The sequence below is a fragment of the Yonghaparkia sp. Root332 genome, assembly GCF_001425665.1.
In the GTDB taxonomy this organism is placed as follows: Bacteria; Actinomycetota; Actinomycetes; order Actinomycetales; family Microbacteriaceae; genus Microcella.
The window spans coordinates 603,144-629,569 of the sequence record NZ_LMCX01000002.1 but is presented as its reverse complement, the minus strand read 5'-3'; the positions used below and the strand labels follow the sequence as shown (position 1 = coordinate 629,569).

At 72.3% G+C, this 26,426-nt stretch carries 25 protein-coding genes, 1 tRNA gene and 1 other RNA gene; 14 read left to right on the top strand and 13 right to left on the bottom strand.

Going from position 1 to position 26,426, the window contains the following annotated elements:
- Positions 1–52: 52 nt before the first annotated feature.
- Positions 53–1,783, top strand: a complete 1,731-nt coding sequence (locus ASC54_RS10625; RefSeq protein WP_055898962.1) for an NAD+ synthase — start codon at positions 53–55, stop codon at positions 1,781–1,783.
- A 30-nt stretch (positions 1,784–1,813) separates the two neighbouring features.
- The gene (panB, locus tag ASC54_RS10620) at positions 1,814–2,665 is read left to right on the top strand and encodes a 3-methyl-2-oxobutanoate hydroxymethyltransferase (protein ID WP_055898959.1); all 852 of its coding nucleotides are present in this window, start codon (positions 1,814–1,816) and stop codon (positions 2,663–2,665) included.
- 19 nt (positions 2,666–2,684) lie between these two features.
- On the opposite strand, the gene ASC54_RS10615 is transcribed toward panB, so the two are convergent.
- Positions 2,685–2,870 (bottom strand): hypothetical protein, encoded by a 186-nt coding sequence (locus ASC54_RS10615; protein ID WP_055898956.1) that lies wholly within the window; start codon positions 2,868–2,870, stop codon positions 2,685–2,687.
- A gap of 33 nt (positions 2,871–2,903) precedes the next feature.
- On the opposite strand from ASC54_RS10615, the gene map reads away from it, so the two are divergent.
- Both map and ppgK read left to right on the top strand, forming a co-directional pair.
- Complete coding sequence (gene map / locus ASC54_RS10610) at positions 2,904–3,770, top strand: type I methionyl aminopeptidase (protein ID WP_055898953.1); 867 nt, start codon at positions 2,904–2,906, stop codon at positions 3,768–3,770.
- 34 nt (positions 3,771–3,804) lie between these two features.
- Complete coding sequence (gene ppgK / locus ASC54_RS10605; protein ID WP_055898950.1) at positions 3,805–4,557, top strand: polyphosphate--glucose phosphotransferase; 753 nt, start codon at positions 3,805–3,807, stop codon at positions 4,555–4,557.
- 72 nt (positions 4,558–4,629) lie between these two features.
- Here the strand turns inward: ppgK and ASC54_RS10600 are convergent, their stop codons facing one another.
- Positions 4,630–5,733: an acyl-CoA desaturase gene (locus tag ASC54_RS10600; RefSeq protein ID WP_055898947.1), complete on the bottom strand. Its 1,104-nt coding sequence runs from the start codon at positions 5,731–5,733 to the stop codon at positions 4,630–4,632.
- Positions 5,734–5,925: 192 nt separating this feature from the next.
- Here ASC54_RS10600 and ASC54_RS10595 point away from each other — a divergent pair, with 192 nt between their 5' ends.
- Positions 5,926–6,654 (top strand): VIT family protein, encoded by a 729-nt coding sequence (locus tag ASC54_RS10595; RefSeq protein ID WP_055860917.1) that lies wholly within the window; start codon positions 5,926–5,928, stop codon positions 6,652–6,654.
- A 108-nt stretch (positions 6,655–6,762) separates the two neighbouring features.
- Positions 6,763–8,229 carry an SDR family NAD(P)-dependent oxidoreductase gene (locus tag ASC54_RS10590; RefSeq protein WP_055860914.1) on the top strand — a complete coding sequence of 489 codons (1,467 nt, stop codon included), beginning with the start codon at positions 6,763–6,765 and terminating at the stop codon, positions 8,227–8,229.
- A 40-nt stretch (positions 8,230–8,269) separates the two neighbouring features.
- Here ASC54_RS10590 and rnpB read toward each other — a convergent pair.
- The 6 genes from rnpB to ASC54_RS10565 all read right to left on the bottom strand — a co-directional run bounded on the left by rnpB (position 8,270) and on the right by ASC54_RS10565 (position 14,427).
- An RNA gene (rnpB, locus tag ASC54_RS12505) (RNase P RNA component class A) lies at positions 8,270–8,654 on the bottom strand.
- Between the two features lie 24 nt (positions 8,655–8,678).
- Positions 8,679–9,104, bottom strand: a complete 426-nt coding sequence (locus ASC54_RS10585; protein ID WP_055898944.1) for a reverse transcriptase-like protein — start codon at positions 9,102–9,104, stop codon at positions 8,679–8,681.
- Complete coding sequence (locus ASC54_RS10580) at positions 9,101–9,841, bottom strand: zinc ribbon domain-containing protein (protein ID WP_055898941.1); 741 nt, start codon at positions 9,839–9,841, stop codon at positions 9,101–9,103. Before ASC54_RS10580 ends, ASC54_RS10585 begins: the two co-directional genes overlap by 4 nt.
- Complete coding sequence (locus ASC54_RS10575; protein WP_055898939.1) at positions 9,841–10,698, bottom strand: Nif3-like dinuclear metal center hexameric protein; 858 nt, start codon at positions 10,696–10,698, stop codon at positions 9,841–9,843. Before ASC54_RS10575 ends, ASC54_RS10580 begins: the two co-directional genes overlap by 1 nt.
- A gap of 9 nt (positions 10,699–10,707) precedes the next feature.
- Positions 10,708–13,518 (bottom strand): cytosine permease, encoded by a 2,811-nt coding sequence (locus ASC54_RS10570; protein ID WP_055898936.1) that lies wholly within the window; start codon positions 13,516–13,518, stop codon positions 10,708–10,710.
- An 18-nt stretch (positions 13,519–13,536) separates the two neighbouring features.
- Complete coding sequence (locus ASC54_RS10565; protein WP_235451454.1) at positions 13,537–14,427, bottom strand: DMT family transporter; 891 nt, start codon at positions 14,425–14,427, stop codon at positions 13,537–13,539.
- Positions 14,428–14,525: 98 nt separating this feature from the next.
- Here ASC54_RS10565 and ASC54_RS10560 point away from each other — a divergent pair, with 98 nt between their 5' ends.
- Positions 14,526–14,897 (top strand): hypothetical protein, encoded by a 372-nt coding sequence (locus ASC54_RS10560; protein WP_055898934.1) that lies wholly within the window; start codon positions 14,526–14,528, stop codon positions 14,895–14,897.
- A gap of 34 nt (positions 14,898–14,931) precedes the next feature.
- On the opposite strand, the gene ASC54_RS10555 is transcribed toward ASC54_RS10560, so the two are convergent.
- From ASC54_RS10555 to ASC54_RS10540, 4 genes are all read right to left on the bottom strand, one after another.
- Positions 14,932–15,465 (bottom strand): hypothetical protein, encoded by a 534-nt coding sequence (locus ASC54_RS10555; RefSeq protein WP_055898931.1) that lies wholly within the window; start codon positions 15,463–15,465, stop codon positions 14,932–14,934.
- Positions 15,466–15,488: 23 nt separating this feature from the next.
- Positions 15,489–16,397 carry a zinc-ribbon domain-containing protein gene (locus tag ASC54_RS10550; RefSeq protein WP_055898929.1) on the bottom strand — a complete coding sequence of 303 codons (909 nt, stop codon included), beginning with the start codon at positions 16,395–16,397 and terminating at the stop codon, positions 15,489–15,491.
- Positions 16,398–16,495: 98 nt separating this feature from the next.
- A tRNA-Val gene (locus ASC54_RS10545) sits at positions 16,496–16,568 on the bottom strand.
- 11 nt (positions 16,569–16,579) lie between these two features.
- Positions 16,580–17,071 (bottom strand): redoxin domain-containing protein, encoded by a 492-nt coding sequence (locus tag ASC54_RS10540; protein WP_055860886.1) that lies wholly within the window; start codon positions 17,069–17,071, stop codon positions 16,580–16,582.
- A 137-nt stretch (positions 17,072–17,208) separates the two neighbouring features.
- On the opposite strand from ASC54_RS10540, the gene aceE reads away from it, so the two are divergent.
- The 6 genes from aceE (at position 17,209) to ASC54_RS10510 (ending at position 24,910) form a co-directional block, all read left to right on the top strand.
- Entirely contained in the window at positions 17,209–19,935 is a 2,727-nt protein-coding gene (gene aceE, locus ASC54_RS10535; RefSeq protein WP_055898926.1) for a pyruvate dehydrogenase (acetyl-transferring), homodimeric type, read from the top strand.
- A gap of 77 nt (positions 19,936–20,012) precedes the next feature.
- Positions 20,013–21,182 carry a CdaR family transcriptional regulator gene (locus ASC54_RS10530; protein WP_055862072.1) on the top strand — a complete coding sequence of 390 codons (1,170 nt, stop codon included), beginning with the start codon at positions 20,013–20,015 and terminating at the stop codon, positions 21,180–21,182.
- 148 nt (positions 21,183–21,330) lie between these two features.
- The gene (locus tag ASC54_RS10525; protein WP_055898923.1) at positions 21,331–22,245 is read left to right on the top strand and encodes an ACP S-malonyltransferase; all 915 of its coding nucleotides are present in this window, start codon (positions 21,331–21,333) and stop codon (positions 22,243–22,245) included.
- Positions 22,242–23,246, top strand: a complete 1,005-nt coding sequence (locus ASC54_RS10520) for a beta-ketoacyl-ACP synthase III (RefSeq protein ID WP_055898920.1) — start codon at positions 22,242–22,244, stop codon at positions 23,244–23,246. The genes ASC54_RS10525 and ASC54_RS10520 overlap by 4 nt, the downstream gene beginning before the upstream one ends.
- Before the next feature lie 92 nt (positions 23,247–23,338).
- On the top strand, positions 23,339–23,587 hold the full coding sequence (locus ASC54_RS10515; protein ID WP_055860874.1) for an acyl carrier protein: 249 nt from the start codon (positions 23,339–23,341) through the stop codon (positions 23,585–23,587).
- A gap of 84 nt (positions 23,588–23,671) precedes the next feature.
- The gene (locus tag ASC54_RS10510; protein ID WP_055860870.1) at positions 23,672–24,910 is read left to right on the top strand and encodes a beta-ketoacyl synthase; all 1,239 of its coding nucleotides are present in this window, start codon (positions 23,672–23,674) and stop codon (positions 24,908–24,910) included.
- 212 nt (positions 24,911–25,122) lie between these two features.
- Here the strand turns inward: ASC54_RS10510 and ASC54_RS10505 are convergent, their stop codons facing one another.
- The gene (locus ASC54_RS10505; protein ID WP_055860867.1) at positions 25,123–25,626 is read right to left on the bottom strand and encodes a DUF3145 domain-containing protein; all 504 of its coding nucleotides are present in this window, start codon (positions 25,624–25,626) and stop codon (positions 25,123–25,125) included.
- A 227-nt stretch (positions 25,627–25,853) separates the two neighbouring features.
- On the opposite strand from ASC54_RS10505, the gene ASC54_RS13090 reads away from it, so the two are divergent.
- Positions 25,854–26,420 carry a PadR family transcriptional regulator gene (locus ASC54_RS13090; protein ID WP_055898917.1) on the top strand — a complete coding sequence of 189 codons (567 nt, stop codon included), beginning with the start codon at positions 25,854–25,856 and terminating at the stop codon, positions 26,418–26,420.
- Positions 26,421–26,426 lie beyond the last annotated feature (6 nt).

The following is a 26,426-nucleotide window of genomic DNA, read 5'->3' as shown; positions in this document are numbered from 1 at the left end:
CCCTTCCTCGACGGCGGATGGGCCACCAGGACCCAGCGTTAGGCTACCGGCTATGCCCCGTCTCCGCTTGGCACTCGGCCAGTCCAACCCCGTCGTCGGAGACCTCCGCGGCAACGCCGAGCAGGTGCTCTCGGCAGCCCGCGAGGCGCACGCCGCGGGGGCCGATCTGCTGGCGATGGGCGAGATGGCGCTCACCGGCTACCCCATCGAGGACCTCGCCTCGCGGCCCTCCTTCCTGGTCGCCGCGAGCCGCGCCGCGCACGAGCTCGCGGCCCGCCTCGAGGCCGAGGGTCTCGGCGAGCTCGTCGTCATCATCGGCCACCCCGACGGTCCGCACCCGCCGCGCGAGCTCGGCACCTCGAACGCCCCGACGGCGATCGCGCAGAACGTCGCGAGCGTCCTCCACCGCGGCGCCGTCGTCGCGCGGTACGCCAAGCACCACCTGCCCAACTACTCCGTCTTCGACGAGTACCGCGTGTTCATCCCGGGCGACGAGCTGCTCGTGCTGCGCATCCGCGACGTCGACGTCGCCCTCATCGTCTGCGAGGACCTCTGGCGCGACGGCGGCCCCGTCGGCCGCGTGCTCGAGGCCGACGCAGGGCTCCTCGTCGTCATCAACGCCTCGCCCTTCGAGCGCGACAAGGACGAGGTGCGCCTGCCGCTCGTCACCCGCCGCGCTGTCGAGACCGGCACCGTCGTCGCGTACGTCAACATCGTCGGCGGGCAGGACGACCTCGTGTTCGACGGCGACAGCGTCGTCGTCGACGGCGACGGCGTCATCCTCGCCCGCGCGCCCCAGTTCGCCGAGCACCTGCTCGTCGTCGACGTGGATGCCGCGGCCGCGACCGACACGCCGCTCCCGCCCGCGGTCGCCCGCGTCGCGATCGCGGCCGCGGACTCGCCTCAGCCCGAGCTGCCCCGCGACGTGGCCGAGCTGCCGGACGACCGCGAGCAGATCTGGAACGCGCTCGTGCTGGGGGTGCGCGACTACGTCGGCAAGAACGGATTCAGCTCGGTGATCCTCGGGCTCTCCGGCGGCATCGACTCCGCCGTCTGCGCCGCGATCGCCGTCGACGCGCTCGGGCCCGACGCCGTGCAGGGCGTGAGCATGCCGAGCCGCTGGAGCAGCGACCACAGCCGATCCGACGCCGACGACCTCGCCGAGCGCCTGGGCCTGCACTACTCGGTCGAGCCCATCGCCGATCTCGTGGCGCCGGTCGAGAGCCAGCTCGCGCTCAACGGCATCGCCGCCGAGAACCTGCAGGCGCGCATCCGGGCCATCATCCTCATGGGGCTGTCGAACATGCACGGCCACCTCGTGCTCACGACCGGCAACAAGACCGAGCTCGCCGTCGGCTACTCGACGATCTACGGAGACTCGGTGGGCGGGTTCGCCCCGATCAAGGACGTCCCGAAGACTCTCGTGTGGGAGCTCGCGCGCTGGCGCAACGAGCACGCGGTCGCGCGCGGCGAGACCCCGCCCATCCCCGAGAACTCGATCGCCAAGCCGCCGAGCGCCGAACTGCGGCCCGACCAGGTCGACCAGGACACCCTGCCGCCGTACGAGCTCCTCGACGCCGTGCTCGAGGCGTACATCACGCGCCACCTCGGCAAGGACGACATCGTCGACCTCGGCTACGACCCCGACCTCGTTCACCGCATCACGGGCCTCGTCGATCGCGCCGAGTGGAAGCGCCGCCAGGGCGCGATCGGGCCGAAGATCTCGGGCATGGCGTTCGGGCGCGACCGGCGCCTGCCGATCACCTACCGCCCGACCGAGTGAGCCCCCGCCCTCGGGTCTAGGGTGGATCGCATGGCTGAGCAGGCACTCAAGCGCGTCCGCACCCGTCACTTCGCACGGGCGAAGGAGCAGGGCATCAAGATCACCGGCCTCACGTCGTACGACGTGCTCACGGCGCAGATCTTCGACGAGGCGGGCATCGACTTCCTGCTCGTCGGCGACTCGGCGGGCAACACCGTGCTCGGCTACGACACGACGCTCCCTGTGACGATCGATGACCTCATTCCGCTCACGCGCGGTGTCGTGCACGGCGTCAAGCGCGCGCTCGTCGTCGCCGACATGCCCTTCGGCTCGTACGAGACCGGCCCCGACGAGGCGCTCCACACGGCGTTCCGCTTCATGAAGGAGACGGGCGCCCACGCCGTCAAGCTCGAGGGCGGGGTGCGCTCGGCCGAGCAGATCCGTCGCATCGTCTCGGCGGGCATCCCCGTCATGGGCCACATCGGCTTCACCCCGCAGAGCGAGCACGGCCTCGGCGGCCACGTCATCCAGGGCCGCGGCGAGGCCGCCGATCTGCTGCTCGCCGACGCGAAGGCCGTCGAAGAAGCAGGCGCGTTCGCGGTCGTGCTCGAGATGGTGCCGGCCGAGGCCGCGCGCCGCGTGACCGAGGCGCTGAGCATCCCCACGATCTCCGTCGGCGGGGGCCCGCACTGCGACGGCCAGCTCGTCGTCTGGACGGACTGGGCGGGGCTGTCGAGCGGGCGCATCCCGAAGTTCGTGAAGCAGTACGCGAACCTGCGGCAGGTGCTCACGGATGCCGCGCTCGCCTACCGCGCGGACGTCGAGTCGGGCGCGTACCCCGACGCCGATCACTCCTACGAGGACGACACGGCCGAGCAGGCGCTGCAGGAGCGCGCGAACTAGCCTCCGCCCTTCCCCGCGCTCAGCTCTCGGCGGCGTCCTCCGCCGCCCAGGCACGGGCGCGCTCGCGCGCGATCTCGGGAGCGCGCGCGGCCTCCTCGCGGCTGGAATACGGGCCGTCGCGGTCGGAGCCCAGCGACTGGGGGCCCTCCTCCACCTCGCCGGTCCGATGGTTGTACCACCACTGCGTCGCTCGATCGTCGGCCATGACCGTCTCCCCTCGCTCGGTAGACTCGACCCTATGCCTCGCGACGCGTCCGGACACCTCATCGCCGGGCGGCTCTCACCGCAGCGTCAGGTTCCGGCGAGCATCCCCCGTCCCGAGTACGTCGGGAAGGCCTCTCCCGCCGCGCACGTCGGCGGCGACGTCTACGACGCCGAGACGATCGAGCTCATCCGCCACTCCGGACGCATCGCCGCCCAGGCGGTCGAGACGGTCGGCGAGGCCATCCGCCCGGGCATCACGACCGACGAGCTCGACCGGATCGCGCACGAGTTCCTCCTCGCCCACGACGCCTATCCGTCGACGCTCGGATACCGGGGCTTCCCCAAGTCGAGCTGCACGAGCATCAACGAGGTCATCTGCCACGGGATCCCCGACGACACCGTGATCGCCGACGGCGACATCGTCAACATCGACATCACGGCCTTCGCGAACGGCGTCCACGGCGACCTCAACAAGACCTTCATCGCGGGCACCGCGAGCGAGGATGCCCGGCTCCTCGTCGAACGGACGCAGGAGGCCCTCAACCGCGGCATCAAGGCCGTCGCGCCGGGCCGGCAGATCAATGTGATCGGCCGCGCGATCGAGGCCTACGCGAAGCGCTTCGGCTACGGCGTCGTGCGCGACTTCACCGGTCACGGCGTCGGCCGCTCGTTCCACTCCGGGCTCATCGTGCCCCACTACGACGCCGCGCCCGACTACTCGACGGTCATGGAGCCTGGCATGGTCTTCACGATCGAGCCCATGCTGACGCTCGGCTCGATCGAGTGGGATCTCTGGCCCGACGACTGGACCGTCACGACGAAGGACCGCTCGCTCAGCGCGCAGTTCGAGCACACGCTCGTCGTCACCGAGCGCGGAGCGGAGATCCTCACGCTGCCGTGAGGCCGACCGACCGCCCGAAGGAAGGACATCCGCTATGACGATCGCCGTCGGCATCGACATCGGAGGCACGGGCATCAAGGGAGCCCTCGTCGATCTCGCGACCGGCGAGCTGCGCAGCGAGCGCGTCAAGCGCGCGACGCCCGCGGGCGGTGCGCCCGCCGCGATCGTCGAGACGACCGCCGACATCCTCGCCGAGCTGGATGCTCCCGCCGGGGTTCCCGTCGGCGTCTGCTTCCCCGCGATCGTGATAGCCGGCCGCACGATGTCGGCCGCGAACGTCTCGGACGAGTGGATCGGCCTCGAGGCCGAGGCGCTGTTCGAGGCGGGACTCGGCCGCGGCATCCACTTCGTCAACGACGCCGACGCCGCGGGCGTGGCCGAGGCGCGGTACGGTGCCGCCGCGGGCCAGGACGGCCTCGTCATCATGACGACGCTCGGCACGGGAATCGGCAGCGCCTTCCTCTTCGACGGCGCACTCATCCCGAACACCGAGCTCGGCCACCTCGAGCTCGACGGAGCGGACGCCGAGACGTGGGCCTCCAACGATGTCCGGGAGCGCGAGGAGCTCTCGTTCGAGGAGTGGGCGGCCCGGCTGCAACGCTTCTACGCGCACGTCGAGTTCCTCTTCTCGCCCGACCTCTTCATCGTCGGCGGCGGCGTCTCGAAGCACCACGAGCAGTTCCTGCCCCTGATCGACCTGCGCACCCCGATCGTCCCGGCGACGCTCCGCAACAACGCGGGGATCCTGGGCGCCGCGGCGCTCGCGCACCGCCCCGAGCACACCTAGGCCGCGCCCGGGGGAACGACGAACGCCCGGCACGAGGGCCGGGCGTTCGCGAGGATCGTGCCGAGGCGCGGACTACGCGCGGCGGAACCGGTTGACCATCGGGCAGTCGAACGGGTCGCGCGCCTGCAGGCCCACCTCGTTGAGGTAGCGGATGACGATGCGGTACGACTCGCCGACGCCGGCCTCCGTGTAGGGGATGCCGAGCTGCCGGGCGTACTCGCGGGTGATCTCGCGGGCCTTCGCGAGCGCGGGGCGCGGCATGTTCGGGAACAGGTGGTGCTCGACCTGGTGGTTGAGCCCGCCGAAGAGGGCCGTCGACCACCACCCGCCCTTGATGTTGCGCGAGGTGATGATCTGGCGGCTGAGGAAGTCGAGCTTGGAGTCGTGCGGGAGGATGGGCATCCCCTTGTGGTTGGGCGCGAAGGAGGCGCCCATGTACACGCCGAAGACGGCCAGCTGCACGCCGAGGAAGGCGAAGGCCAGGCCGAGCGGCAGCGCCCAGAAGATCACGGCGACGTAGAGGCTCAGGCGGAGGCCGATGAGCGTCAGCTCGAGCGCGCGGCCCTCGATCCTCCCCTTCTCGAACAGGCTCATGATCGAGCGCACGTGGAGGTTGATGCCCTCGAGGGTCAGGAGGGGGAAGAACAGCCAGCCCTGGCGGCGCGTGATCAGCGCGAGCGGCCCGCGGACCTCTGCGGCGTCGGACTCGGTGAAGCGGATCGTGTCGGGGGCGATGTCCGGGTCGGCACCGACCTGGTTCGGCTTCGAGTGGTGGCGCGAGTGCTTGTGCATCCACCAGTGGTAGCTGATGCCGACGACACCGGCGGCGAGCCAGCGGCCGGCGCGATCGTTCGCCTTGCCCGACTCGAAGACCTGGCGGTGCGAGGCCTCGTGGGTCACGAAGGCGATCTGCGTGAGGATGATGCCGAGAGCGGCAGCGATGAGCAGCTGGTACCAGGAGTCGCCCAGAAGGACGAAGCCCGTGATCGCGCCGCCGAGGGCGACGACGAGGGCGCCGAAGACGGCGAAGTAGAAGCCGCGGCGGCGGCGCAGGAGGCCGGCGTCACGCACGGTTCGCATGAGCGCCGAGTAGGTGCTCGTAGGGTGCGGCGCCGCCGGGTCGCGCGGGGTGGTCGGGCGGACCGCACCGAGGGTGGAGCTGGTGATGGAGGTCATGGGGCCTTCCGGAATCGAGTCGCCGACTTCCCAGCCGCCATGTGCACCCGGGCTGACCCGGTGGATGCATTCCACAGTACGTGCCGACCCATGCAGAGCGAGGAATACAGGTCGGGGCTCGACGGGGCCGCTGTGAGTGTGCATAGCCTCGCCTTCATTGAGCCAGGGGGGCTCGAGTGCTTGACTTCCCCTATGTCCGACTCCCCCGCGATCTCACTCCATCGGGAAGAACCCCACGACCGCGGCGCCTTCACCGATCGGGTCAACCGGATCCGCGCCGGCGTCCTCGGCGCCAACGACGGCATCGTGTCGGTCGCGGCGGTCGTCGTGGGCGTGGCGGGAGCGACCTCCGACACGCAGCCGATCCTCGCCGCGGGACTCGCCGCCGTCATCGGAGGCGCGATCTCGATGGCGCTCGGCGAGTACGTCTCGGTCTCGAGCGCGCGCGACAGTCAGAGCGCGCTCATCGCGAAGGAGAAGCGCGAGCTGGCCGAGCAGCCGGAGGAAGAACTGGCGGAGCTCGCCGCCATCTACCGGGGAAAAGGCCTCACGGAGGCCACTGCGCTGCGCGTCGCGGAGGAGCTCACGGCGCACGACGCGCTCGGCGCGCACCTCGAGGCAGAGCTCCACATCGACGAGCACGAGGTGCTCAAGCCGTGGCAGGCGGCCCGCGCCTCCGGCCTCGCGTTCCTCCTCGGGGCCGTCCTGCCGATGCTGGCGATCCTTCTCCCGCCGGAGGGGCTGAGGATCCCCATCACCTTCGCCGCCGTCCTCGTCGCCCTCGGCGTCACGGGCGCGATCGGCGCGCGGCTCGGCGACAGCCACTGGGTGCGACCCACGATCCGCGTCCTGGTCGGCGGCGCGATCGCCCTCGCCGTCACCTTCGCGGCGGGCGCGCTCCTCGGCGCCGCCGTCCAGTAGCGCGACGATTCCTCGATCCTGAGCAGTTCCTATGCGGTTCGGTCGCGCCTGAATTCCGGGCGTGTCGGATGCGGCGCGGCGCCGGGCAGGCGGCCGGTACGATTCCGTGTGCCCACCCCGCCTCCCGCACCGAACCGGATCGACCCCGACGACCTCGCCGCCACCCTGCGCGTGCTCGAGGCCCTCCACGGCCTCGACGAGGACGACCCCGACTTCGTCGCCGTGCGCCGCGCGACCGCGCACATGATCCGCGCCGTGAAGGTGCGGCGCCGGGTCGACAAGCGCACCGAGATCGCGGACGCCGACCGCGCGGTGATCGCCGCGACCGCGACCGGCTCGCCGGAGCGCATCGACGACGAGACCCGCGGCGTGGACATCAGCTCGTCGACCGACGCTCCCTTCGCGGGCGAGCTCACGCGGCCGCAGGCGTGCTACATCTGCAAGAAGCCGTACACGCTCGTCGACGCGTTCTACCACCAGCTCTGCCCCGACTGCGCCCGGCTCAACCACGCGAAGAGGGATGCCCGGACCGACCTGACGGGGCGCCGCGCCCTGCTCACCGGAGGTCGCGCCAAGATCGGGATGTACATCGCCCTCCGACTGCTGCGGGATGGAGCCCACACGACGATCACGACGCGCTTCCCCCGCGACGCGGTGCGCCGCTTCTCGGCGCTGCCGGACTCGGCCGAGTGGATCGACCGCCTGCGCATCGTCGGGATCGACCTGCGCGACCCCGCCCAGGTGATCGGGCTCGCCGAGTCGGTCGCCGACGCCGGTCCGCTCGACATCCTGATCAACAACGCCGCGCAGACCGTGCGGCGCTCGCCCGGCGCGTACCAGCCGCTCATCGAGGCCGAGCTCGCGCCCCTGCCCGACGGGCCGCTGCCGGAGCTCGTGACGTTCGGCCACACGATGGATCCGCACCCGCTGGCTCTCGCGGAGTCGGTCGCCGCCCACCCCATCCTCTCGGCGGCCGCCGCGAAGGCCGAGCAGCTGACGCAGGCGGCCCTGACGGCGGGGAGCGCATCCCTCGCCCGGCACCGCGACGGCACCGCGATCGACGCCGGCGGCCTCGTGCCCGACCTGCACGACGTCAACAGTTGGACCCAGGCGGTCGGCTCTGTCGAGCCGCTGGAGATGCTCGAGGTGCAGCTCGCGAACTCGGTCGCGCCGTTCATCCTGGTCGATCGGCTGCGGCCGTCGATGGCTGCTTCGTCGTTCGAGCGGCGCTACGTCGTCAACGTCTCGGCGATGGAGGGCGTGTTCGGCCGCGGGTACAAGGGGCCGGGGCATCCGCACACGAACATGGCGAAGGCCGCGATGAACATGCTCACCCGCACGAGTGCGCGGGAGATGTGGGAGTCGGACCGCATCCTCATGACGAGCGTCGACACGGGCTGGATCACCGACGAGCGCCCGCACCCGACGAAGCTGCGGCTCGCCGAGGAGGGCTTCCACGCCCCGCTCGACCTCGTCGACGGCGCCGCGCGCGTGTACGACCCGATCGTGCGCGGCGAGGCCGGCGAGGAGCTCTTCGGCGTCTTCCTGAAGGACTACGCGCCCTCGCAGTGGTGAGCGGGGCATCCGTCGCCCGACCGGTGATGCGGTTATGAGGCAAGTGGGCCGGCCGATACGCCGGGTTCTGTTCCCGGGATCTCTCCCGTTCGACGGCCATCTCTCTCGACGTGACGTTGCCGGCACGTTCCAGCGGTCTACCCGACACCTCAGCGAGCCGCCTCGACGGTGTCTGTCTGACCTTGCTCCGGGCGAGGTTTACCCAGCGAGCCCGATCGCTCGGGCCCCTGGTGGTCTCTTACACCACCGTTTCACCCTTACCGCCGGCACGAGGCCGGAGGCGGTCTGCTCTCTGTTGCACTTTCTCGCGGATTGCTCCGGGTGGGTGTTACCCACCGCCCTGCTCTGCGGAGCCCGGACGTTCCTCGGCGGAGCCGTTCCCCCTCGCGGGGGCGTGTCTCCGACGCGACCGTCTGGCCGACCCACTTGCGTCCCCCAGGCTAACGCTCTCAGCGCGAGAAGGATGCCCGGGCATCCATCGCATCGTTCGCGCACTTGTCGGCGCGGGAGTTCTGCAGTCGCGGCACCCACTCGAAGCGGACGGGCGTGCCCGTGAGCGCCTGACGGGCCTCGGCGGCGAGCTCGGCCATCGCGGGGTGCTTGATCTTCCAGCGGCCCATCATCTGCTCGACGACGAGCTTGGAGTCCATGCGGATCGTGAGAGCGGCATCCGGATCGATCTCGAGGGCGCGGCGCACGCCCGCGAGCATGCCCGAGTACTCGGCCACGTTGTTGGTCGCGGTGCCCACCCAGACGCCGACCTCGGCGATGACCTCGCCGCTCGCGGGATCGATGACGACGGCACCGCCCGCGGCCGGACCCGGGTTGCCGCGCGAGCCGCCGTCGGCCTCGATGAGAAGCTCGCGAGCCGTCACAGACCCGACTCCGCGGTGCGGACGAGGATGGCGTTCGAGTCGGGGCACAGGACGACCTCGTCGGGCGCCGCGCGGCGCACCATCTCGAGGTCGGAGCCCGTGAGCGTCACGCCGCTCGCGCTCGACACGCGAGCGCGCAGGTGCGAGGCGCCGGTGCCGTAGCGCTCGCGCTGCTTCTCGTAGAGCGCGACGAGGTCGGCGGGCAGCTCGGCGACGAGCGCGGAGCGCTGCGCGTCGAGGTCGGCGCGCTCGCGGTCGATCCCGGCGAGGGCGGCGGCGAGCTCCTCCTCGGCGACCGTGCGGCGAGCGGTGTGCGCCTCGAGCGTCTCGCGGGCACCCGTCGCGGCGCGCTCGAGGAGCTCGATGCGCTCCATGACGGCGAGCTCGATCTCCTCCAGATCGCCGAGCCGGGTGCGCAGCGAGGCGAGCTCGTGCTCGAGGCCCTGGATGTCCTTCACCGACGAGCTCGACTGCAGCCGCTCGGAGTCGCGGGCGATGCGCTTCTCGACGAGCTCCACGTCGGACTCGGCGCGGCCGAGCTCGAGCCGGGCATCCTCGAGGTGGCCGCTCGTCTCGACGACGGCCGCCTTGATGCGCTCGGCATCCTCCTGCAGCGCTGTCACGGCCGCGCGCTCGGGGAGCGTGCGGGAGCGGTGCGCGAGCTGCTGCAGCGCGGTGTCGAGTCGCTGCAGGTCGAGCAGCCTCGCCTGGGTCTCGGGGCTGGCGGTGAGTGCCATCAGGGGTGCCTCTCTCGCGCCGGGGTCGCCGGCGTCTCGTTGACGATCTGGAAGCTCCAGGGGTCGGTGCGGCGGTCGCTCTCGACGACCTCCAGCCCGGGCAGGGCCGCGCGCAGCTCGTCGGCGGCGGTCGCGAGCCACAGCGACTCGCTCGCCCAGTGCGACACGTCGATGAGGGCCGGGCCGCCGGCGACGAGGGCCGTCTCGACGGCCTCGCTCGCGGGGTGGTGGCGGAGGTCGGCGGTCACGTAGACGTCGGCCTCGCGCACGAGCGGCGCGCCGAGCAGCGAGTCGCCCGCGCCGCCGCAGACCGCGACCGCGCGCACCATCCGGTCGGGATCACCCGCGACGCGGACTCCCCCGACCGTCGGCGGCAGGATGCTCGCGACGCGCCGCGCGAAGGCCTCGAGCGTCATCGGCACGGCGAGTCGGCCCGCCCGCCCGAGGCCGCGCTCGGGGTGCTCGCTCGACGGCTCGATGGGCCGCGCATCCTCGACCTGGAGGAGCTCGGCGAGCCGCGCGCTCGTGCCCGACTCGACGACGTCGGCGTTCGTGTGCGCAGCGTAGAGCGCGCACCCGCCGCGGATCAGACGCGCGAGCAGCGCGCCCTTGGCCGTCGACTCGGCGACCGTCGTGACCCCGCGCATGAGCAGCGGGTGGTGGACGAGGAGCAGCTGCGCCTCGCGCTCGACCGCCTCGTCGACCGTCGCGGCGACCGCGTCGACGGCGAGCAGGACGCGCTCGACGGGCGCGAGCGGGTCTCCGCTCACGAGACCGGGGGCGTCCCACTCCTCCGCGCCGCGCAGCGGCCACAGCCGCTCCGCCGCGGAGACGACATCGGCGACGGTTCGGAGCATGCCCCCAGTCTAGGAGTCGAGGGACGCCCTGTACTCGGCCGCCTGGAGCCGGCGGACAGCCGGGATGCCCGCGACGATGGGCGTGAGCAGCCCCACGAGAAGGGCCACGGCGACGCCCGCATCGGATTCGGCGAGAGCCCCCGAGCCGCCCGTGGCCGCCCACAGGTAGCCCTGCCAGTCGAGGCCGCCGACGGCGGCGCTCGTGAAGCCCCAGCCGAGCACGCTCGCGACGACCAGCATGACCGTGTTCACCCAGCGGACGGGCGGGTAGACCCCGCCGGACTGCAGGAGGGAGGGCGAGTGCACGCGCCGCGTGCGGATCATCGTTTCGGCGCCGAAGATGCCCGCCCACGCCGCGACCGGCACCGCGAGGGTCGTGAGCACGTCGCGCACGAGCACGTCGAGCGAGGGCGCCATCGCGACGACGGGGGCCGCGATCGCGCCCGTGATCACGACGCCGATGAGCACGCCCATGGGCCGCGAGGTGCGCAGCCCCGTGGAGAGGAGAGCGAACCCGCCCGAGTAAAGCGCGAGCGCCGCGGCGGCCGTGAGACTCAGCGCGATCGCGAGGACGAGCGGCAGGCCGAGCCCGGCGGGCAGGAGGTCGACGAGCGCGCCGACCGGGTTCGTCGCGAGGGACGCGCGCAGCTCGGGGTCGGAGCTCGCGAGGGTCGACCCCCACCCGATGAGGGCGAAGGCGGGGATGGTCGCGCCGAACGAGGCGAACAGCACCGCGCCCGCGCCGATCGTGCCCTTCGACTGGTAGCGGGCGAGATCGCCGCTCGAGTTCGCCCACGCGAGCCCGACGACGCTGAAGACGAGCACGGCGCCGGTGACGACGAGCGCCCAGTCGCCGTCGGGGATCGCGAGGGCGGCGGACATGTCGACCGCAGGCGCGGTGAGGGCGATGACGAGAACGACGAGGATGCCCGACACGATGCTCGCGGCGGCGGCGACGGTCGCGATCATGCCGTATCCGAACCCGGCCACGACGGCGGCGAGCACGAGGCCGGTCGTCGCGATCGCGCTCGCGAGCCCGAGCCGGTCGGCTCCGGCGGCGATGCCGGTCGAGACGAGGGCCTCCGCGACGCCGGCGCCGAGCATCCCGAGCAGGATGGCCGCCCAGAGCAGGCGCGTGACCACCGCGAGCACTGCGGGGAGGAGGTTCCCGACGATGCCGAAGGTGGCGCGGGAGATGACCATCGTGGGCTGGCCGCTCCACTTGCCGGCGAGCGTGCCCAGGCCGAGCGCGAGGAAGGAGACCGCGACACCGACGAGCGCCGACAGGATCGCCTGGCGCAGGCTCATGCCGAGCCCGACGAGGATCCCGCCGAGACCGATGCTCACGACGCTCGCGTTGACCGCGAACCAGAGCCAGAACAGGCGGATCGAGCGTCCCGCGCGGAGCGCGACGGGGGTCGGCTCGAGCGCGGAGGCCTCGACGCGCAGCGCGGGCGGGTTGGAGCGCCCGCCCGTGTCGGGGACGGGGACTGCCTGGAACGGGCCCGTGGTGGACGGGGGCATCGTGGTCGTCTTCGGCGGGGGCGTCTTCGGCGGGGGCGTCGTCGGCGGAGGCGTCGTGGCCGCAGTCGACGAGAGTGCTGTCGGCACGGTGCCGGCGGAGGATGCGGCGAGGGTCGCCGGCGGGTCGAGCGCGGGCTCGGGCGCCGACGCGGGCGTCGCACCCGCGGCGCGCAGGATGTCATCGAACCCGAGGGCCGCCGCCGCGACCGCGGCAGGATTCGCCAGGATCGGACCCGTGGGGGCGCCGACGGGCGCTGAGGGCATGGGCCGTTCGGCGCGGCGAACGGGCTCCTCGGCGCTCGGATCGGCGGTCGGGTCGGGGCTCGGCTCGACGAGCGGTTCAGCGCTCGGCTCGATGAGAGCCGGCGGCTCCGGGGTCGGGGCGAAGGCCGCCTCGTCCGCGGGAGGGGGGACGACGGCGGAGGGCACGAGGCCGAACGGCGGAGGGGCGTCCGCGAGGATGCCGGCGAGCGAGGCGGCGGGGTGGGGGCCGGGGTCGACCGGCCCGGGGTACGGCTCGGACTCGGTGCGCACGTCGGGTTCGGTGCGCGGCTCGGACTGCGGCGGCGGGGCGACCTCGAGCGCGGCGGCGATGTCCTCGGGGCCCACGATCGGCGGGATCACGAGCGGTTCGCTGTCATCCGCCGAGGCCGGGGGCGGCGCGATCTCGCCCGGGTAGCGCGCCCACGGGTCGTCGCTCGTCGGCGCCGGCGGGATGACGTCGATGATGCCGGTGAAGGCGCTGCGGACGGACTCGACGATCTCGTCGGCCTGCGGCAGGCCCGTCTCGCGCACGGCCTGCTCCCACAGGGACAGGCGCTGAGCCTCCTCGGCGCGAAGGGCGAGCTGCTCCTCGAAGAGGTCGATGAGCTCGGCCGTGCTGCCGGGCGCGGCGGTGGACGGGTCGACGACGGACGCGAGCTCGGCGTCGGAGAGCGACAGGCGCGAGGGCGGCGCCGGGATCTCGGCGAGATCGACCGCGGAGACGGGAGCGGTCCGGCCGGGGATCCCGGCGGGCGGCTCGGAGCGCACGGGCGGCTCGGCGGTCCCGATCTCGGGCTCCGAGCTCTGCACCGTCCAGACGACGCGGTCGGACTCCTCGGGCGGCTCGACGGGCTGCTCGGCGCGCGGCTCGGCACCCAGCTCCGTGCGCGGCTCGGCGGGCAGGGTTACGGCGTCGCCCGTCAGCGAACCGGGGCGGTACTCGGCACCGGCGGGAGGCGGGGTGTAGGTCGATCGGCGGGGGCCGGGCGGACGAGCCGGGTCTCCGTCGTCGGGTTCGAGGGGGTCGACCATGCCCCGATGATAGGGGCGCTACGGCGCCGGAACGGGGCGACGGGCCGTGGAGACGACGGTCACCCCGACGAGGATCAGCGCGAGCCCCGCCCACCCGAGAGCGTCGAGGCGCTCGCCCACGACCAGGACGGCGAGGAGGGTCGCGATGACGGGCTCGAGCAGCGTGACGACCGTGACCGTCGAGCTGCGGATCGACCGCAGCCCCCAGCCGAACAGCACGTAGCCGAGGAGCATCGGCCCGACGGCGAGGTAGCCGATGATCGCGACGTCCTGCGGCGACTCGAGGATGGGCCTGCCCGTCGCGAGCAGGACGACCGCGAGCGGGATCGCCCCGAGCCCGAACACCGCGCCCATGGTCGAACGGCTCGAGACGCCGAGTCCGATCACCCGCCCGGAGGCGAAGGTGTACAAGGCGTACGCGGCGCCCGCGAGAAGCCCGAGCGCGACGCCGAGCGGCACGCCTGCGGAGTCCGCGCCGCCCTCGCCGCCGTGCCCGCCGGCGACGAGCAGGGCGACGCCGACGATGCCGGCGCTCGCGCCGAGCATCCACCGCCGGGTCAGACGACGGCCGTCGATGACGCGCTCCAGGAGCGCGGCGAACAGCGGCCCGGAGCCGAGCGCGACGACGTTGCCGATCGCGACACCGGCGAGATCCATGGCCGAGTAGAAGGCCAGCGGGTAGGCGACGACGCCGACGGCGCCGATGAGGAGCCACCGCCGGGTGTCGGGCCGACGCACCGCGGCCACCGCGCCGCGGGCGCTGATCGCCAGCAGCAGGGCGCCGCCGATCGCCATGGTGGCGGCCCCGATGGCGATCGGGCTCACGGCGTCGCTCACGAAGCTCGCGGCCGTGCCCGTCGTGCCCCAGAGGATGCTCGCCGCCACGAGCGCCCACAGCGCTGAACGCACGGCCGGCTCCCCTACTCTGATGATCATCGCCGCGATCGCGGCTGAGCCGATCGTAGCGAGGGCTCGATCGGAGTCCGGCACGACCCAGGGAGCCCCCGTTGACCGAGCCAGAGCTCATCGCGCAGTGGAACGCCGCCCGCTGGCACATCATCGTCTCGCAGCTCGCCCCGACCTTCCTCCTCGCCGTGACGGTGTGGATGCTCGTCGACGGGCTCGCCGAGACAGAGCTGCCCGTGCGCCTCGCGGCGGCGGGGATCCTGCTCGCCTCGGGCGTGCTCGGCGCGATCACCCAGTTCGCCGCCGCGAGCGAGGGGCGCGCGATCATCGAGTCGCTGCGATCGATGCCCTCCTCCAGCACGCTCTCGCGGCGCATCGTCGCGATGGGTCGCGGGGTCGAGATCGTCCGCTTCGTGACGCCCGCGATCTTCGTGCTCACGTTCGTCGCGCTGCTCTGGGCGCTGTTCCTCTAGTTTGGGGGCCCCCGGTCAGTCGCGAGACACGGGGTCACGCCAGTGGCACCGGGTCGAGGTCGAACCCGGGCACGACGCCCAGAGTGAGCCAGTCGTGCGCGATCCGGAGGAACTGGTCCGCCGTGAGGAGTTCGCTCAGATCGACGGGCTGGCGGCGATCGGATTCCGGGTGCACGTCGATCGTCTCGCCCCGAGGGCTGCCCTGCCGGACGCGTTGGACCGCATGCCGCCGGGAGACGGCGTCGCGCGCACCGATCTCCACGATGAGACGGGCGCGCGTGCCGAGGCACTGCACGAAGCGCTCGCCGGGGTCCGTTGTCCGCTGGACGACCAGATAGGGCATGCCCGTCGAGCCGAGCGCGCGAACCAGACGAGCGAGGTGCGACCACGAGAAGAGCGGCTCGAACCGACCGGCGTGGCTCGCCGTCGACCATTCGAGCGCCGGCATGGGCGAGAGCGCGAGGGCCGAGAGCGCGAGGGCGGTGACGGCAGCGCGATGCTCCGGTGATCGGGCCGACGCACGCTGCCGGGCGTGCGCGGGCGCGGGCGCGGTGCCATCGGTGGTCATGCGGCTCCTCTCCTCAGTCGAGGCTAGGCACGACCACCGACATCTCCCGCACGTCGGTAGGCGTCGACGAAGAGCGGGCTGCGCGCCTCGGCGACGCGGTCGACGAGGGCGTCGATCGCTCGCTGCGACACCCCGGGCACGACGAGGTCGAAGGGCCCGAGCGGACGAAGGGGGCGGATGCGCAGGCGGACGACCTCCCAGCCCACCTCGCGCAGCAGCCGATCCTTCCGACGATCGACGGATTCCCGGCGCCCGATGTGCTCGTCGGCGTTGCGCCCGATCGTGTCGAGCTCGATCGCGACCGCGAGCTCGGGGATGACGATGTCGGGCCACACCTCGAGCCGATCGAAGAACGGCGTTCGGATGCGCACGGCGTTCGGGGTCAGGTCGACGGCGAGGCGGGCCTCGATCGCGGCGCGCACCGCGCCCTCGCTCGCCGATGTCGCTCGAGGGGCTATCGCGCTGCGGAAGGCGCGGCCGACGGCGACGTCGGCGGCGCGCACGGTCGGGAGCGCGGCGGCGGTCGCGGGCACGTGCCGGGGAGGGCGACGCGCGGGCGGCGGGGTGACGGGTGAGGGAGACGGGGCGGCTGCGGTGGCGGGGCGGGGCCACTTGCCGCCCGCCGGCAGGAACCCGGGCACCGAGCAGATCGGGCACCACGAGCGGTTGGAGCGCGACCGGCCGGGTCGTGCTCGCTGCTCGGCGGGGGTCGCGACGAACTCGTGGCCGATGGCGCACACCCAGACGAGCCACACCTCCGCCGCGGGTGGCACCTGCGACAGCAGGAGCGCGCGATTGCGGTCGGGGCGGAACTGCTCGACCAGCATCGCGAACGGGGCCCAGGCATCCCGATAGCGCCCGATCGGGTAGGGCACCTCGCGACCGGTCGTCCACTGCCGCCGCGCCCACCACTGCTCGACGCTCTCGGGCACGCTCCCGCTCCCTCTCCGGACGCCGGTGCGCCCGAGTGCGACGGTAGCGGCGACCGCCGACACGAATATGCGCCGCGCGGGGGCGGACAGGAGCGCGGTGGGCCCTGAGGGACTCGAACCCCCGGCATCCTCGGTGTAAACGAGGCGCTCTACCAGCTGAGCTAAGAGCCCGCGCGGCCAGCCTAGCCGCGGGCCGCGCGCTCGTCGGCCGGCGCGTCGAGAGCCGCGAGCATCCCGCGATGCATCTCCGCGTCCCGGGGCGCACCGTCGGTTCCGGTCGCGAGAGCGCGGACGACGCCGGCGGCGTCGACGAGCACCGAGACGCGATCGGCCCAGCCGCGATCCGGCAGGAATGAGCCGTAGGCCTCGGCGACCGCGCCGTGCGGCCAGAAGTCGGAGAGCAGGGTCAGCCCGAGCGCCTCCGCCTCATCGAACGCGCGGAGCGTCGCCATCGAGTCGACCGAGCAGGCGAGGACCGTGACTCCCTCGGCCTCCAGTGCCGCGCGCTCGGCCGCGAGCGACCGCAGCTCGTCCGTGCAGGTGGGGGTGAACGCCTGCGGGAAGAACACGAGGAGGACGGCGCGCCCGAGGCGGGCATCCGGCACCGCGATCGCGCGCCCGAACTGGTCGCGCAGGGCGAAGGGAGGGGCGGGCGAGCCGACGGCGATGGGCACTCGTGCAGGCTACCGCCGCCTCGGCGAGCACGAGGGCGCTCGGGTCTAGAGTGGGAGGGTTCGCCAGTCCGCGTGTCCGCAACCCGGTCCGCGGCGCCGACACACTCCCCCTAATCACCACCAGGAAGAGGTTCAGGGTGACGGTCAACGACCAGGATCCGTACTCGGTGCACACCATGGATGCGGATCCGGAGGAAACCGCCGAATGGAACGAGTCGCTCGACGCCCTCGTGCAGCAGCACGGGCCGCAGCGCGGGCGCGAGATCATGCTCAGCCTGCTCAAGCGCAGCAAGGAGCTGCACCTCGGCGTGCCGATGGTGCCGACGACGGACTACCTCAACACGATCGCCCCCGAGAACGAGCCCGAGTTCCCCGGGGATGAGGAGATCGAGCGCCGATATCGCGCGTGGATCCGCTGGAACGCCGCGATCACCGTGCACCGCGCGCAGCGCCCCGGCATCGCCGTCGGCGGCCACATCTCGACCTACGCGTCGAGCGCGGCGCTCTACGAGGTCGGCCACAACCACTTCTTCCGCGGCGCCGACCACCCCAACGGCGGCGACGCGATCTTCTACCAGGGCCACGCCTCCCCCGGCATGTACGCCCGCGCCTTCCTCGAGGGCCGCCTGAGCCCCGAGCAGCTGGACGGCTTCCGTCAGGAGAAGTCGCACCCGACGGGCGGGCTCTCGAGCTACCCGCACCCTCGCCTCATGCCCGACTTCTGGCAGTTCCCGACCGTGTCGATGGGCCTCGGGCCGATCAACGCGATCTACCAGGCCCAGCTCAACAAGTACGTCACCAACCGCGGCATCGTCGACGGCGACGACTCGCAGGTGTGGGCGTTCCTCGGCGACGGCGAGATGGACGAGGTCGAGAGCCGCGGCGCACTGCAGCTCGCCGCGAACGACGGCCTCGACAACCTGAACTTCGTCATCAACTGCAACCTGCAGCGGCTCGACGGCCCGGTCCGCGGCAACGGCAAGATCATCCAGGAGCTCGAGAGCTTCTTCCGCGGTGCCGGCTGGAACGTCATCAAGGTCATCTGGGGTCGCGAGTGGGATGCCCTGCTCGACCAGGATCACGAGGGCGCGTTGCGCGACCTCATGAACGTGACCCCCGACGGCGACTACCAGACCTACAAGGCCGAGTCGGGCGCGTTCATCCGCGAGCACTTCTTCGGCCGCGACCCGCGCACCGCCGCGATGGTCGAGAACTACACCGACGACCAGATCTGGAAGCTCAAGCGCGGCGGCCACGACTACCGCAAGGTGTACGCCGCCTTCAAGGCCGCGCAGGAGCACAAGGGCCAGCCGACCGTCATCCTCGCGAAGACCGTCAAGGGCTACGGCCTCGGCCCGAGCTTCGAGGGCCGCAATGCGACCCACCAGATGAAGAAGCTCACCCTCGACAACCTCAAGCAGTTCCGCGACGAGATGCGCATCCCGATCACGGACGCGCAGCTCGAGGCCGACCCGTACCGCCCGCCGTACTATCACCCGGGCGACGACGACCCCGCGATCCAGTACCTGCACGAGCGTCGCCGCGCGCTCGGCGGCTACCTGCCCGAGCGCCGCTCGAAGCACGTCGACATCTCGCTTCCCGACGAGAGCGCCTACGCGATCGCGAAGAAGGGCTCGGGCAAGCAGGAGGTCGCGACGACCATGGCCTTCGCGCGCCTGCTCAAGGACCTGCTGCGCGACAAGGAGTTCGGCCACCGCATCGTCCCGATCATCCCGGATGAGGCGCGCACGTTCGGCATGGACGCCTACTTCCCGACGTCCAAGATCTACAACCCCAACGGCCAGCACTACACGAGCGTCGACCGGGAGCTGCTGCTCGCCTACAAGGAGAGCCCGCAGGGCCAGATCATCCACACCGGCATCAACGAGGCGGGCGCGTTCGCCGCCTTTACGGCCGTGGGCACGAGCTACGCGACGCACGGCCAGCCGCTCATCCCCGTCTACGTCTTCTACTCGATGTTCGGCTTCCAGCGCACGGGCGATGCGATGTGGGCGGCGGGCGACCAGATGGCGCGCGGCTTCATCATCGGCGCGACGGCCGGCCGCACGACGCTCACGGGCGAGGGCCTGCAGCACGCCGACGGCCACTCGCCGCTGCTGGCCAGCACGAACCCCGCCGTGGTCACCTACGACCCGGCGTTCGGCTACGAGCTGGGACACATCGTGCGCGCGGGCCTGGACCGCATGTACGGGGGCCAGCACCCGGACCCGAACGTCATGTACTACCTGACGGTCTACAACGAGCCGCACGTGCAGCCGGCCGAGCCCGAGGGCCTCGACGTGGAGGGCCTGCTCAAGGGCCTCTACCTCCTGAAGCCGAGCGCGGCCGCGGGCCACAAGGCGCAGATCCTCGCCTCGGGCGTCGCCGTGCCGTGGGCGCTCGAGGCCCAGGAGCTGCTGGCGAACGACTGGGGCGTGTCGGCCGACGTCTGGAGCGTCACATCGTGGACGGAGCTGCGCCGCGACGGTCTCGCCGCCGACGAGCACAACTTCCTCAACCCCGCGGCGGCGCCGCGCACGGCCTACGTGTCCGAGAAGCTCCGCGGAGCCGAGGGGCCGTTCGTCGCGGTCACCGACTTCATGCACGCCGTGCCCGACCAGATCCGGCAGTTCGTGCCCGGCGACTACGCGACCCTCGGAGCCGACGGCTTCGGGTTCAGCGACACCCGCCCCGCCGCCCGCCGCTTCTTCCACATCGACGGCCCGTCGGTCGTCGTGCGCACCCTGCAGCAGCTCGTCCGACGCGGCGAGCTCGACCCCTCGGTCGTGGCGGAGGCGATCGAGCGGTACCGCCTGCACGACGTCACTGCCGGGACCACCGGGTCCGCCGGCGGCGAGGCGTAGATCGCAGCAGCACCATCCGGGGCCCCGCGACTCGCGGGGCCCCGACCGGTCCGAGGAAGGGACGAGTCGTGGCGTCGATGACGAAGGCCCAGACCCTGCAGTACCTGCGGAACATCTCGGGCGAGCTCGCCACCGCGACGCTCAAGCGGCTCGACGACACGCTTCCGTGGTACCGCGAGATGCCTCCGAGCCGCCGCTCGGCGGTCGGCCTCGTCGCGCAGGCCGGCATCAGCTCGCTCATCAGCTGGTACGACGACCCGACCTCACAGCCGTGGATCGCCGCCGACGTGTTCGGCGCCGCGCCCCGCGAGCTGCTGCGCTCGGTCAGCCTGCAGCAGACCCTGCAGCTCATCCGCGTGACCGTCGAGGTCGTCGAGGAGCGGGTCACGAGCGGCGACCAGAGCCTGCGCGAGGCGATCCTGCTGTACAGCCGCGAGATCGCCTTCGCCGCCGCCGACGTCTACGCGCGCGCCGCCGAGGCGAGGGGGCTGTGGGATGCCCGGCTCGAGGCTCTCGTCGTCGACTCCATCCTCTCCGGCGAGTACGACAACGAGCTCCCGAGCCGCATCGCCGCTCTCGGCTGGAACGGCCACGGCGAGGTGTGCGTGCTCGTCGGCACGACCCCGCGCATCGTCGACGTCGACCAGATCCGCCGCACCGCGCGCCATGTCGACGCCGACGTGCTCATCGGCGTGCAGGGCAACCGCCTGGTCGTCGTGATCGGCCGCGCCCTCCCGCGGGCCGACGAGCCATCGCCGCAGCCGGCGACCTTCCCGCAGATCGCCCAGGCCCTCGAGCCGTTCTTCGGCGCCGGGCACCTCGTTCTCGGGCCGGAGGTCCCCGACGTCGTCGACGCCGGCAAGAGCGCCAAGGCCGCGCTCGCGGGCTTCGCCGTCGCGCGCTCGTGGCGCAACGCCCCGCGCCCGACCCTCGCTGACGACCTGCTGCCCGAGCGCGCGCTCGCGGGCGACCCGATCGCGCGCTCGACGCTCATCAACCGCATCTACAAGCCGCTCAAGCAGCACAACACGGAGCTGCTGACGACCCTGTGGGCCTATCTGGACAACGGCCGCAGTCTCGAGGCGACCGCCCGCGAGCTGTACGTGCACCCCAACACCGTCCGCTACCGCCTCAAGCGCATCAGCGAGGTCATCGGCTGGGATGCCACCGGCGCCCGCGAGGCGATCATCCTGCAGTGCGCGCTCATCGTCGGGTCGATCTCCGAGCCGGAGGCGCCGCGCCGCTGACCGCGCCCAGGCCGGTTCCCGCTCCGCCGGCCCCGGGAGGCATGCCCCGGCGGGAATCCCCGACCCTGTACGGTCCTCACAAGGTCTGCGACCGTTCTTGCACCACCCCCACACCACCCCTTGTCCCCGCTCTTGGGAGGATGAAGCAATGATCGTCGTCGTCGCCCCCGGCCAGGGCTCGCAGAGCCCCGGCTTCCTCGAGCCCTGGCTCGCCGACCCCGCGCATCGCACCCGCCTCGAGGCGCTCGGCGAGGCCGCCGGCATCGACCTCGTCACGCACGGCACGGTGTCGGACGCCGACACGATCCGTGACACCGCCGTCGCGCAGCCGCTCATCGTCGCCGCCTCGCTGCTGAGCGCCGCCGCGCTCCTCGAGGGGCGCCGCGACCGCGTCGGCGCCGTGGCCGGCCACTCCGTCGGCGAGTTCGCGGCCGCGGCCATCGCCGGGGTCATCGACGAGCTCGACGCGATGCGGCTCGTCCGCGAGCGCGGCATCGCGATGGCGGAGGCCGCCGCGGCCGTGCCGACCGGCATGAGCGCTGTTCTCGGCGGCGACGCGGATGCTCTTCGCGAGCGCCTCCTCGAGCTCGGCCTCGAGGCCGCCAACGTCAATGGCGGCGGGCAGACCGTCGTCGCGGGCGAGCTGCGCAACCTCGACGCCCTCGCGAGCGACCCCGTGCCCGGCACGCGGGTCATCCCGCTGCAGGTCGCCGGCGCGTTCCACACGAGCTACATGGGCTCAGCGGTCGAGCGCGTGCGCGCGGCTGCCGCGACGGTCCCGACCGCGGACCCGGGCATCCGCCTCTACACGAACCGCGACGGCGCGGTCGTCACCTCGGGCGCGGGCTACGTCGACCTGCTCGTCGGGCAGATCTCCTCGCCGGTCCGCTGGGACCTCTGCATGGAGTCGATGGCCGCCGACGGCGTCACGGGCGTTATCGAGCTGCTGCCCGCCGGCGCCCTCGTCGGGCTCGCCAAGCGCGGCCTCAAGGGCGTGCCGACCGTCGCGATCCGAACCCCCGACGACCTCCCCGCCGCGATCGAGATGCTGGAGAGCGCATGAGCGAGCAGCCTGTCCTGAAGCAGTCGGTCGGCGTGCCGTTCACGCGCATCTGGTCGGTCGGCGCAGCGCGCGGCGACCTCACGGTGCCGAACGACGACATCGTCGGGCCGATCGACTCCTCCGACGAGTGGATCCGGCAGCGCACCGGCGTCATCACGCGGATGCGCGCCTCCGACTCCGTCACGGCCGTCGACCTCGCGGAGGCGGCCTCGAAGGAGGCGATCGCGAAGGCCGGCATCGACCCGAGCCGTATCGGCGCCGTGATCGTCTCGACGATCTCCAACCCCGTGCAGACGCCCTCGCTCGCGGCACTCCTCGCCGAGCGCGTGGGCGCGAACCCCGCCCCCGCGTACGACGTCTCAGCCGCGTGCGCCGGCTATACCTACGGCATCGCGCAGGCGGACGCCCTCGTCCGGGCCGGCGCTGCCGAGTTCGTGCTCGTCGTCGGCGCCGAGAAGCTCAGCGACTTCGCGAAGCCCACCGACCGCACGATCTCGTTCCTGCTCGGCGACGGCGCGGGGGCGGCGATCGTCGGACCCGCCGACTCCCCCGGCATCGGAGCGAGCGTGTGGGGCTCCGACGGCTCGAAGTGGGAGACGATCGGGATGGACCACACGATCGCCGAGGGCGTGGAGGCCGGCGTCTTCCCGACACTCCGCCAGGAGGGCCAGACGGTCTTCCGCTGGGCGGTGTGGGAGATGGCGAAGGTCGCCCAGCGCGCCCTCACCGCCGGCGGAGTGACCGCCGACCAGCTCGCGGCGTTCATCCCCCACCAGGCGAACATGCGCATCATCGACGAGTTCGCCAAGCAGCTCAAGCTGCCCGAGAGCGTCGTCATCGCGCGCGACATCGCAACGACGGGGAACACCTCGGCGGCCTCGATCCCCCTCGCGACGCATCGACTGCTCGCCGAGCATCCCGAGCTCAGCGGAGGACTCGCCCTGCAGATCGGCTTCGGCGCCGGACTCGTGTTCGGCGCCCAGGTGGTGCGGCTGCCCTAGCCCGCCACGACCACCCCGGCCACCGCGCCCGCGGCTCACCCCCGCCCTAGGATGGGGGACGGTCATTCGACACCCCCTGAGGAGACAACACCATGGCACATTCCACCGAAGAGGTTCTCGCCGGCCTGGCCGAGCTCATCAACGACGAGACCGGCATCGCGACCGACTCCGTCGCGCTCGACAAGTCGTTCACGGACGACCTCGACATCGACTCGATCTCGATGATGACGATCGTCGTCAACGCCGAGGAGAAGTTCGACGTGAAGATTCCCGACGAGGAGGTCAAGAACCTCAAGACCGTCGGCGACGCCGTCACCTTCATCGTCAACGCGCAGGGCTAGACCCCGCGCGGATGCCGGGGCCGTCGCACACGCGCGGCCCCGGCCCCCGCGACGCCTCCCACCCCTGAGAGAAGAGCTGACGCTATGACCACCATCGTCGTCACCGGAATCGGTGCCACCTCCCCCATCGGCGGGACCGCCCGTGAGAGCTGGACGGCCCTCCTCGCCGGAGAATCCGGCGCCCGCAGCCTCGAGCAGCCCTGGGTCGAGCAGTACGAGCTCCCCGTGACCTTCGCCGCGCAGGCGAAGGTGCGCCCCGAGGAGGTGCTCGAGCGCCAGGAGATCAAGCGCCTCGACCCGTCCGCGCAGTTCGCGCTCATCGCCGCGCGTGAGGCGTGGGCCGACGCGGGCGCTCCCGACATCGTCCCCGAGCGCATCCTCGTCGACTACGCCACCGGCATCGGCGGCCTCTGGACGCTCCTCGACGCGTGGGACGTGCTGAAGGAGAAGGGCCCCCGGCGGGTCCTCCCCATGACGATCCCCATGCTCATGCCGAACGCCGCCGCGGCCGCGATCAGCATGGGCCTCGGCGCCCGCGCGGGCGCCCGCACCGTCGTCTCCGCGTGCGCCTCCGGCACCGAGGCGATCGCCAACGCCTACGAGCACCTGCAGCAGGGCCTCGCCGACATCGTCGTCGCCGGCGGCACCGAGGCGGTCGTGCATCCGCTGCCCATCGCCGCGTTCGCGTCGATGCAGGCGCTCTCCAAGCGCAACGATGACCCTGCCGCCGCCTCGCGGCCCTACGACGTCGACCGCGACGGCTTCGTGCTCGGCGAGGGCGCGGCCGCGATCGTGCTCGAGACGAAGGAGCACGCGCTCGCGCGCGGCGCCCGCATCTACGCCGAGCTCGCCGGCGGCTCCGTGACGAGCGACTCGTACCACATCACCGCTCCCGACCCGGAGGGCTCGGGCGCCGCCCGCGCCGTGCTCGCGGCCCTCGAGCAGGCCGGGGCGACGCCCGACGAGGTCACGCACATCAACGCCCACGCCACCTCCACGCCCGTGGGCGACGTCGCGGAGTTCGAGGCCCTCAAGCGCGTCTTCGGCGACCGGGTCGGGTCGATCCCCGTCTCGGCGACGAAGGCGTCCACGGGCCACCTGCTCGGCGGGACGGGCGCGCTCGAGGCGGTCTTCACGATCCTCGCGCTCCACGAGCGCACCGCGCCGCCGACCATCAACCTCGACAACCAGGACGAGCGCATCCCGCTCGACGTCGTCACCTCGCCGCGCCCGCTCGGCGACGGGCCGCAGCTCGCGATCTCGAACTCGTTCGGGTTCGGCGGGCACAACTCGGTCATCGCGTTCCGCTCGTACGACGAGTAGCCCGCTCTGCGACGGGCGCGGCCGCGCTCGACCGCGCTCGCGTCGGAACTCAGGACGATCGACGTCGGCACCCCGCCGCGCACGTCAACAACTCAGGACCAGCGGTGCTTCACGGGCCCGGGGAGCGATCACCCGGCGCTCGTGGCGCCTGCTGTCCTGAGTTGTCGACGAGTGCGGGGTCCGGTCGTCCTGAGTTCTCGACGAGCGCCGGGTCAGCCGGCGCGGTGCAGCCAGACGACGCGCTGGCCGTCGCCCGCGTGGCGGAAGGCCTCGAGCTCGTCGTCCCAGGCCTGGCCGAGGGCGAGGCGGAGCTCGCGGTGCAGCTCGAGCGTGTTCGAGCCCGCGACCTCCATCGCGTAGCGGACGCGGTCCTCCGGGACGACCATGTTCCCGGCGACGTCGGTCTGGGCGTAGAAGATGCCGAGGTCGGGCGTGTGCATCCAGCGCCCGCCGTCGGTGCCGAAGCCGGCCTCCTCGGTGACCTCGAAGCGGAGGTGCTCCCAGCCGCGCAGGGCGCTCGCGATGCGCGCGCCGGAGCCGCGCTCGCCCTCCCAGACGAACTCGGTGCGCTGCGAGCCCTTCATGACCGGCTGATCGATCCAGTCGAAGCTCACGGCGCGATCGATGGCGCGACCTGCTGCCCACTCGATGTGCGGGCAGAGCGCGCGCGGAGCGGAGTGCACGTAGAGCACTCCGCGAGCCGTTGCTGTTGCCACTGTTCACTCCGTTTCCTCAGGTACGACTTCCCCATCGACCTGTTCGCGGTGTGACAGCGTGTTCAGTTATGGCGATCTCTCGCCGTGTACGCATTATCGCCCACCACGGGCTCGAATCACAAGCGTGTCGTTCGATCTCCTCGACGCATCGCCCCGCCGTCCCCCCGACGCGCGGAGAGGCGCTGACCGATTTCCCGGTCATTGCATACGCCGCATAGTGTGGAGTCATGACGCTCCGTCATTCCCTGCTCTCCGTCCTCACCCTCGGCCCGGCCTACGGCTACCAGCTGCACGCCGAGGTCGTCGAGCGCACGCGACGCGACGCGCCCCTCAACGTGGGCCAGGTCTACTCGACTCTCGACCGGCTCCGCCGCGACGGACTCGTGGAGGACGCGGGCTCCACGCCCGACAACCTTCCGCTCTACCAGCTCACCGACGCCGGCACGATCGAGGCGCGCATGCACCTCACCGAGCCCGACCTCGCCGACTGGCACGAGATGGTCGAGCGGGTCCTGCTCGCGATGTCGCTGCCGGGCAACCACCTCGACACGCTCCTGGCGAACTATCGGATGCTCTGGGCGCCTCGAGAGGGCGCCTCCGCCGAGATCGCGGATCCCTCCGGCGGCGCGGCGCAGGCCTCGGCCGCCCACGCGCAGCGCCTCCTCCGCTCCGCGGCGCTCGCCTGGCTCGATTCCCTCCCGGCGATCGACCCATGGCCGCTCCGCACCGATCGTCGCCGACGCGGTCGCCGCGCCGCCGACACCAGCGCGGCCGCGCACGGCTCGTCGCGCTGACGCGGA

What these genes read in the sequence shown, in the direction of transcription:
- ASC54_RS10625 (WP_055898962.1), top strand. Translation starts at nt 53, where the DNA reads ATGCCCCGTCTCCGCTTGGCACTCGGCCAGTCCAACCCCGTCGTCGGA.
- panB (WP_055898959.1), top strand. Translation starts at nt 1,814, where the DNA reads ATGGCTGAGCAGGCACTCAAGCGCGTCCGCACCCGTCACTTCGCACGG.
- ASC54_RS10615 (WP_055898956.1), bottom strand. Translation starts at nt 2,870, where the DNA reads ATGGCCGACGATCGAGCGACGCAGTGGTGGTACAACCATCGGACCGGC.
- map (WP_055898953.1), top strand. Translation starts at nt 2,904, where the DNA reads ATGCCTCGCGACGCGTCCGGACACCTCATCGCCGGGCGGCTCTCACCG.
- ppgK (WP_055898950.1), top strand. Translation starts at nt 3,805, where the DNA reads ATGACGATCGCCGTCGGCATCGACATCGGAGGCACGGGCATCAAGGGA.
- ASC54_RS10600 (WP_055898947.1), bottom strand. Translation starts at nt 5,733, where the DNA reads ATGACCTCCATCACCAGCTCCACCCTCGGTGCGGTCCGCCCGACCACC.
- ASC54_RS10595 (WP_055860917.1), top strand. Translation starts at nt 5,926, where the DNA reads ATGTCCGACTCCCCCGCGATCTCACTCCATCGGGAAGAACCCCACGAC.
- ASC54_RS10580 (WP_055898941.1), bottom strand. Translation starts at nt 9,841, where the DNA reads ATGGCACTCACCGCCAGCCCCGAGACCCAGGCGAGGCTGCTCGACCTG.
- ASC54_RS10575 (WP_055898939.1), bottom strand. Translation starts at nt 10,698, where the DNA reads ATGCTCCGAACCGTCGCCGATGTCGTCTCCGCGGCGGAGCGGCTGTGG.
- ASC54_RS10570 (WP_055898936.1), bottom strand. Translation starts at nt 13,518, where the DNA reads ATGGTCGACCCCCTCGAACCCGACGACGGAGACCCGGCTCGTCCGCCC.
- ASC54_RS10555 (WP_055898931.1), bottom strand. Translation starts at nt 15,465, where the DNA reads ATGACCACCGATGGCACCGCGCCCGCGCCCGCGCACGCCCGGCAGCGT.
- ASC54_RS10530 (WP_055862072.1), top strand. Translation starts at nt 20,013, where the DNA reads ATGACGAAGGCCCAGACCCTGCAGTACCTGCGGAACATCTCGGGCGAG.
- ASC54_RS10525 (WP_055898923.1), top strand. Translation starts at nt 21,331, where the DNA reads ATGATCGTCGTCGTCGCCCCCGGCCAGGGCTCGCAGAGCCCCGGCTTC.
- ASC54_RS10520 (WP_055898920.1), top strand. Translation starts at nt 22,242, where the DNA reads ATGAGCGAGCAGCCTGTCCTGAAGCAGTCGGTCGGCGTGCCGTTCACG.
- ASC54_RS10515 (WP_055860874.1), top strand. Translation starts at nt 23,339, where the DNA reads ATGGCACATTCCACCGAAGAGGTTCTCGCCGGCCTGGCCGAGCTCATC.
- ASC54_RS10510 (WP_055860870.1), top strand. Translation starts at nt 23,672, where the DNA reads ATGACCACCATCGTCGTCACCGGAATCGGTGCCACCTCCCCCATCGGC.
- ASC54_RS13090 (WP_055898917.1), top strand. Translation starts at nt 25,854, where the DNA reads ATGACGCTCCGTCATTCCCTGCTCTCCGTCCTCACCCTCGGCCCGGCC.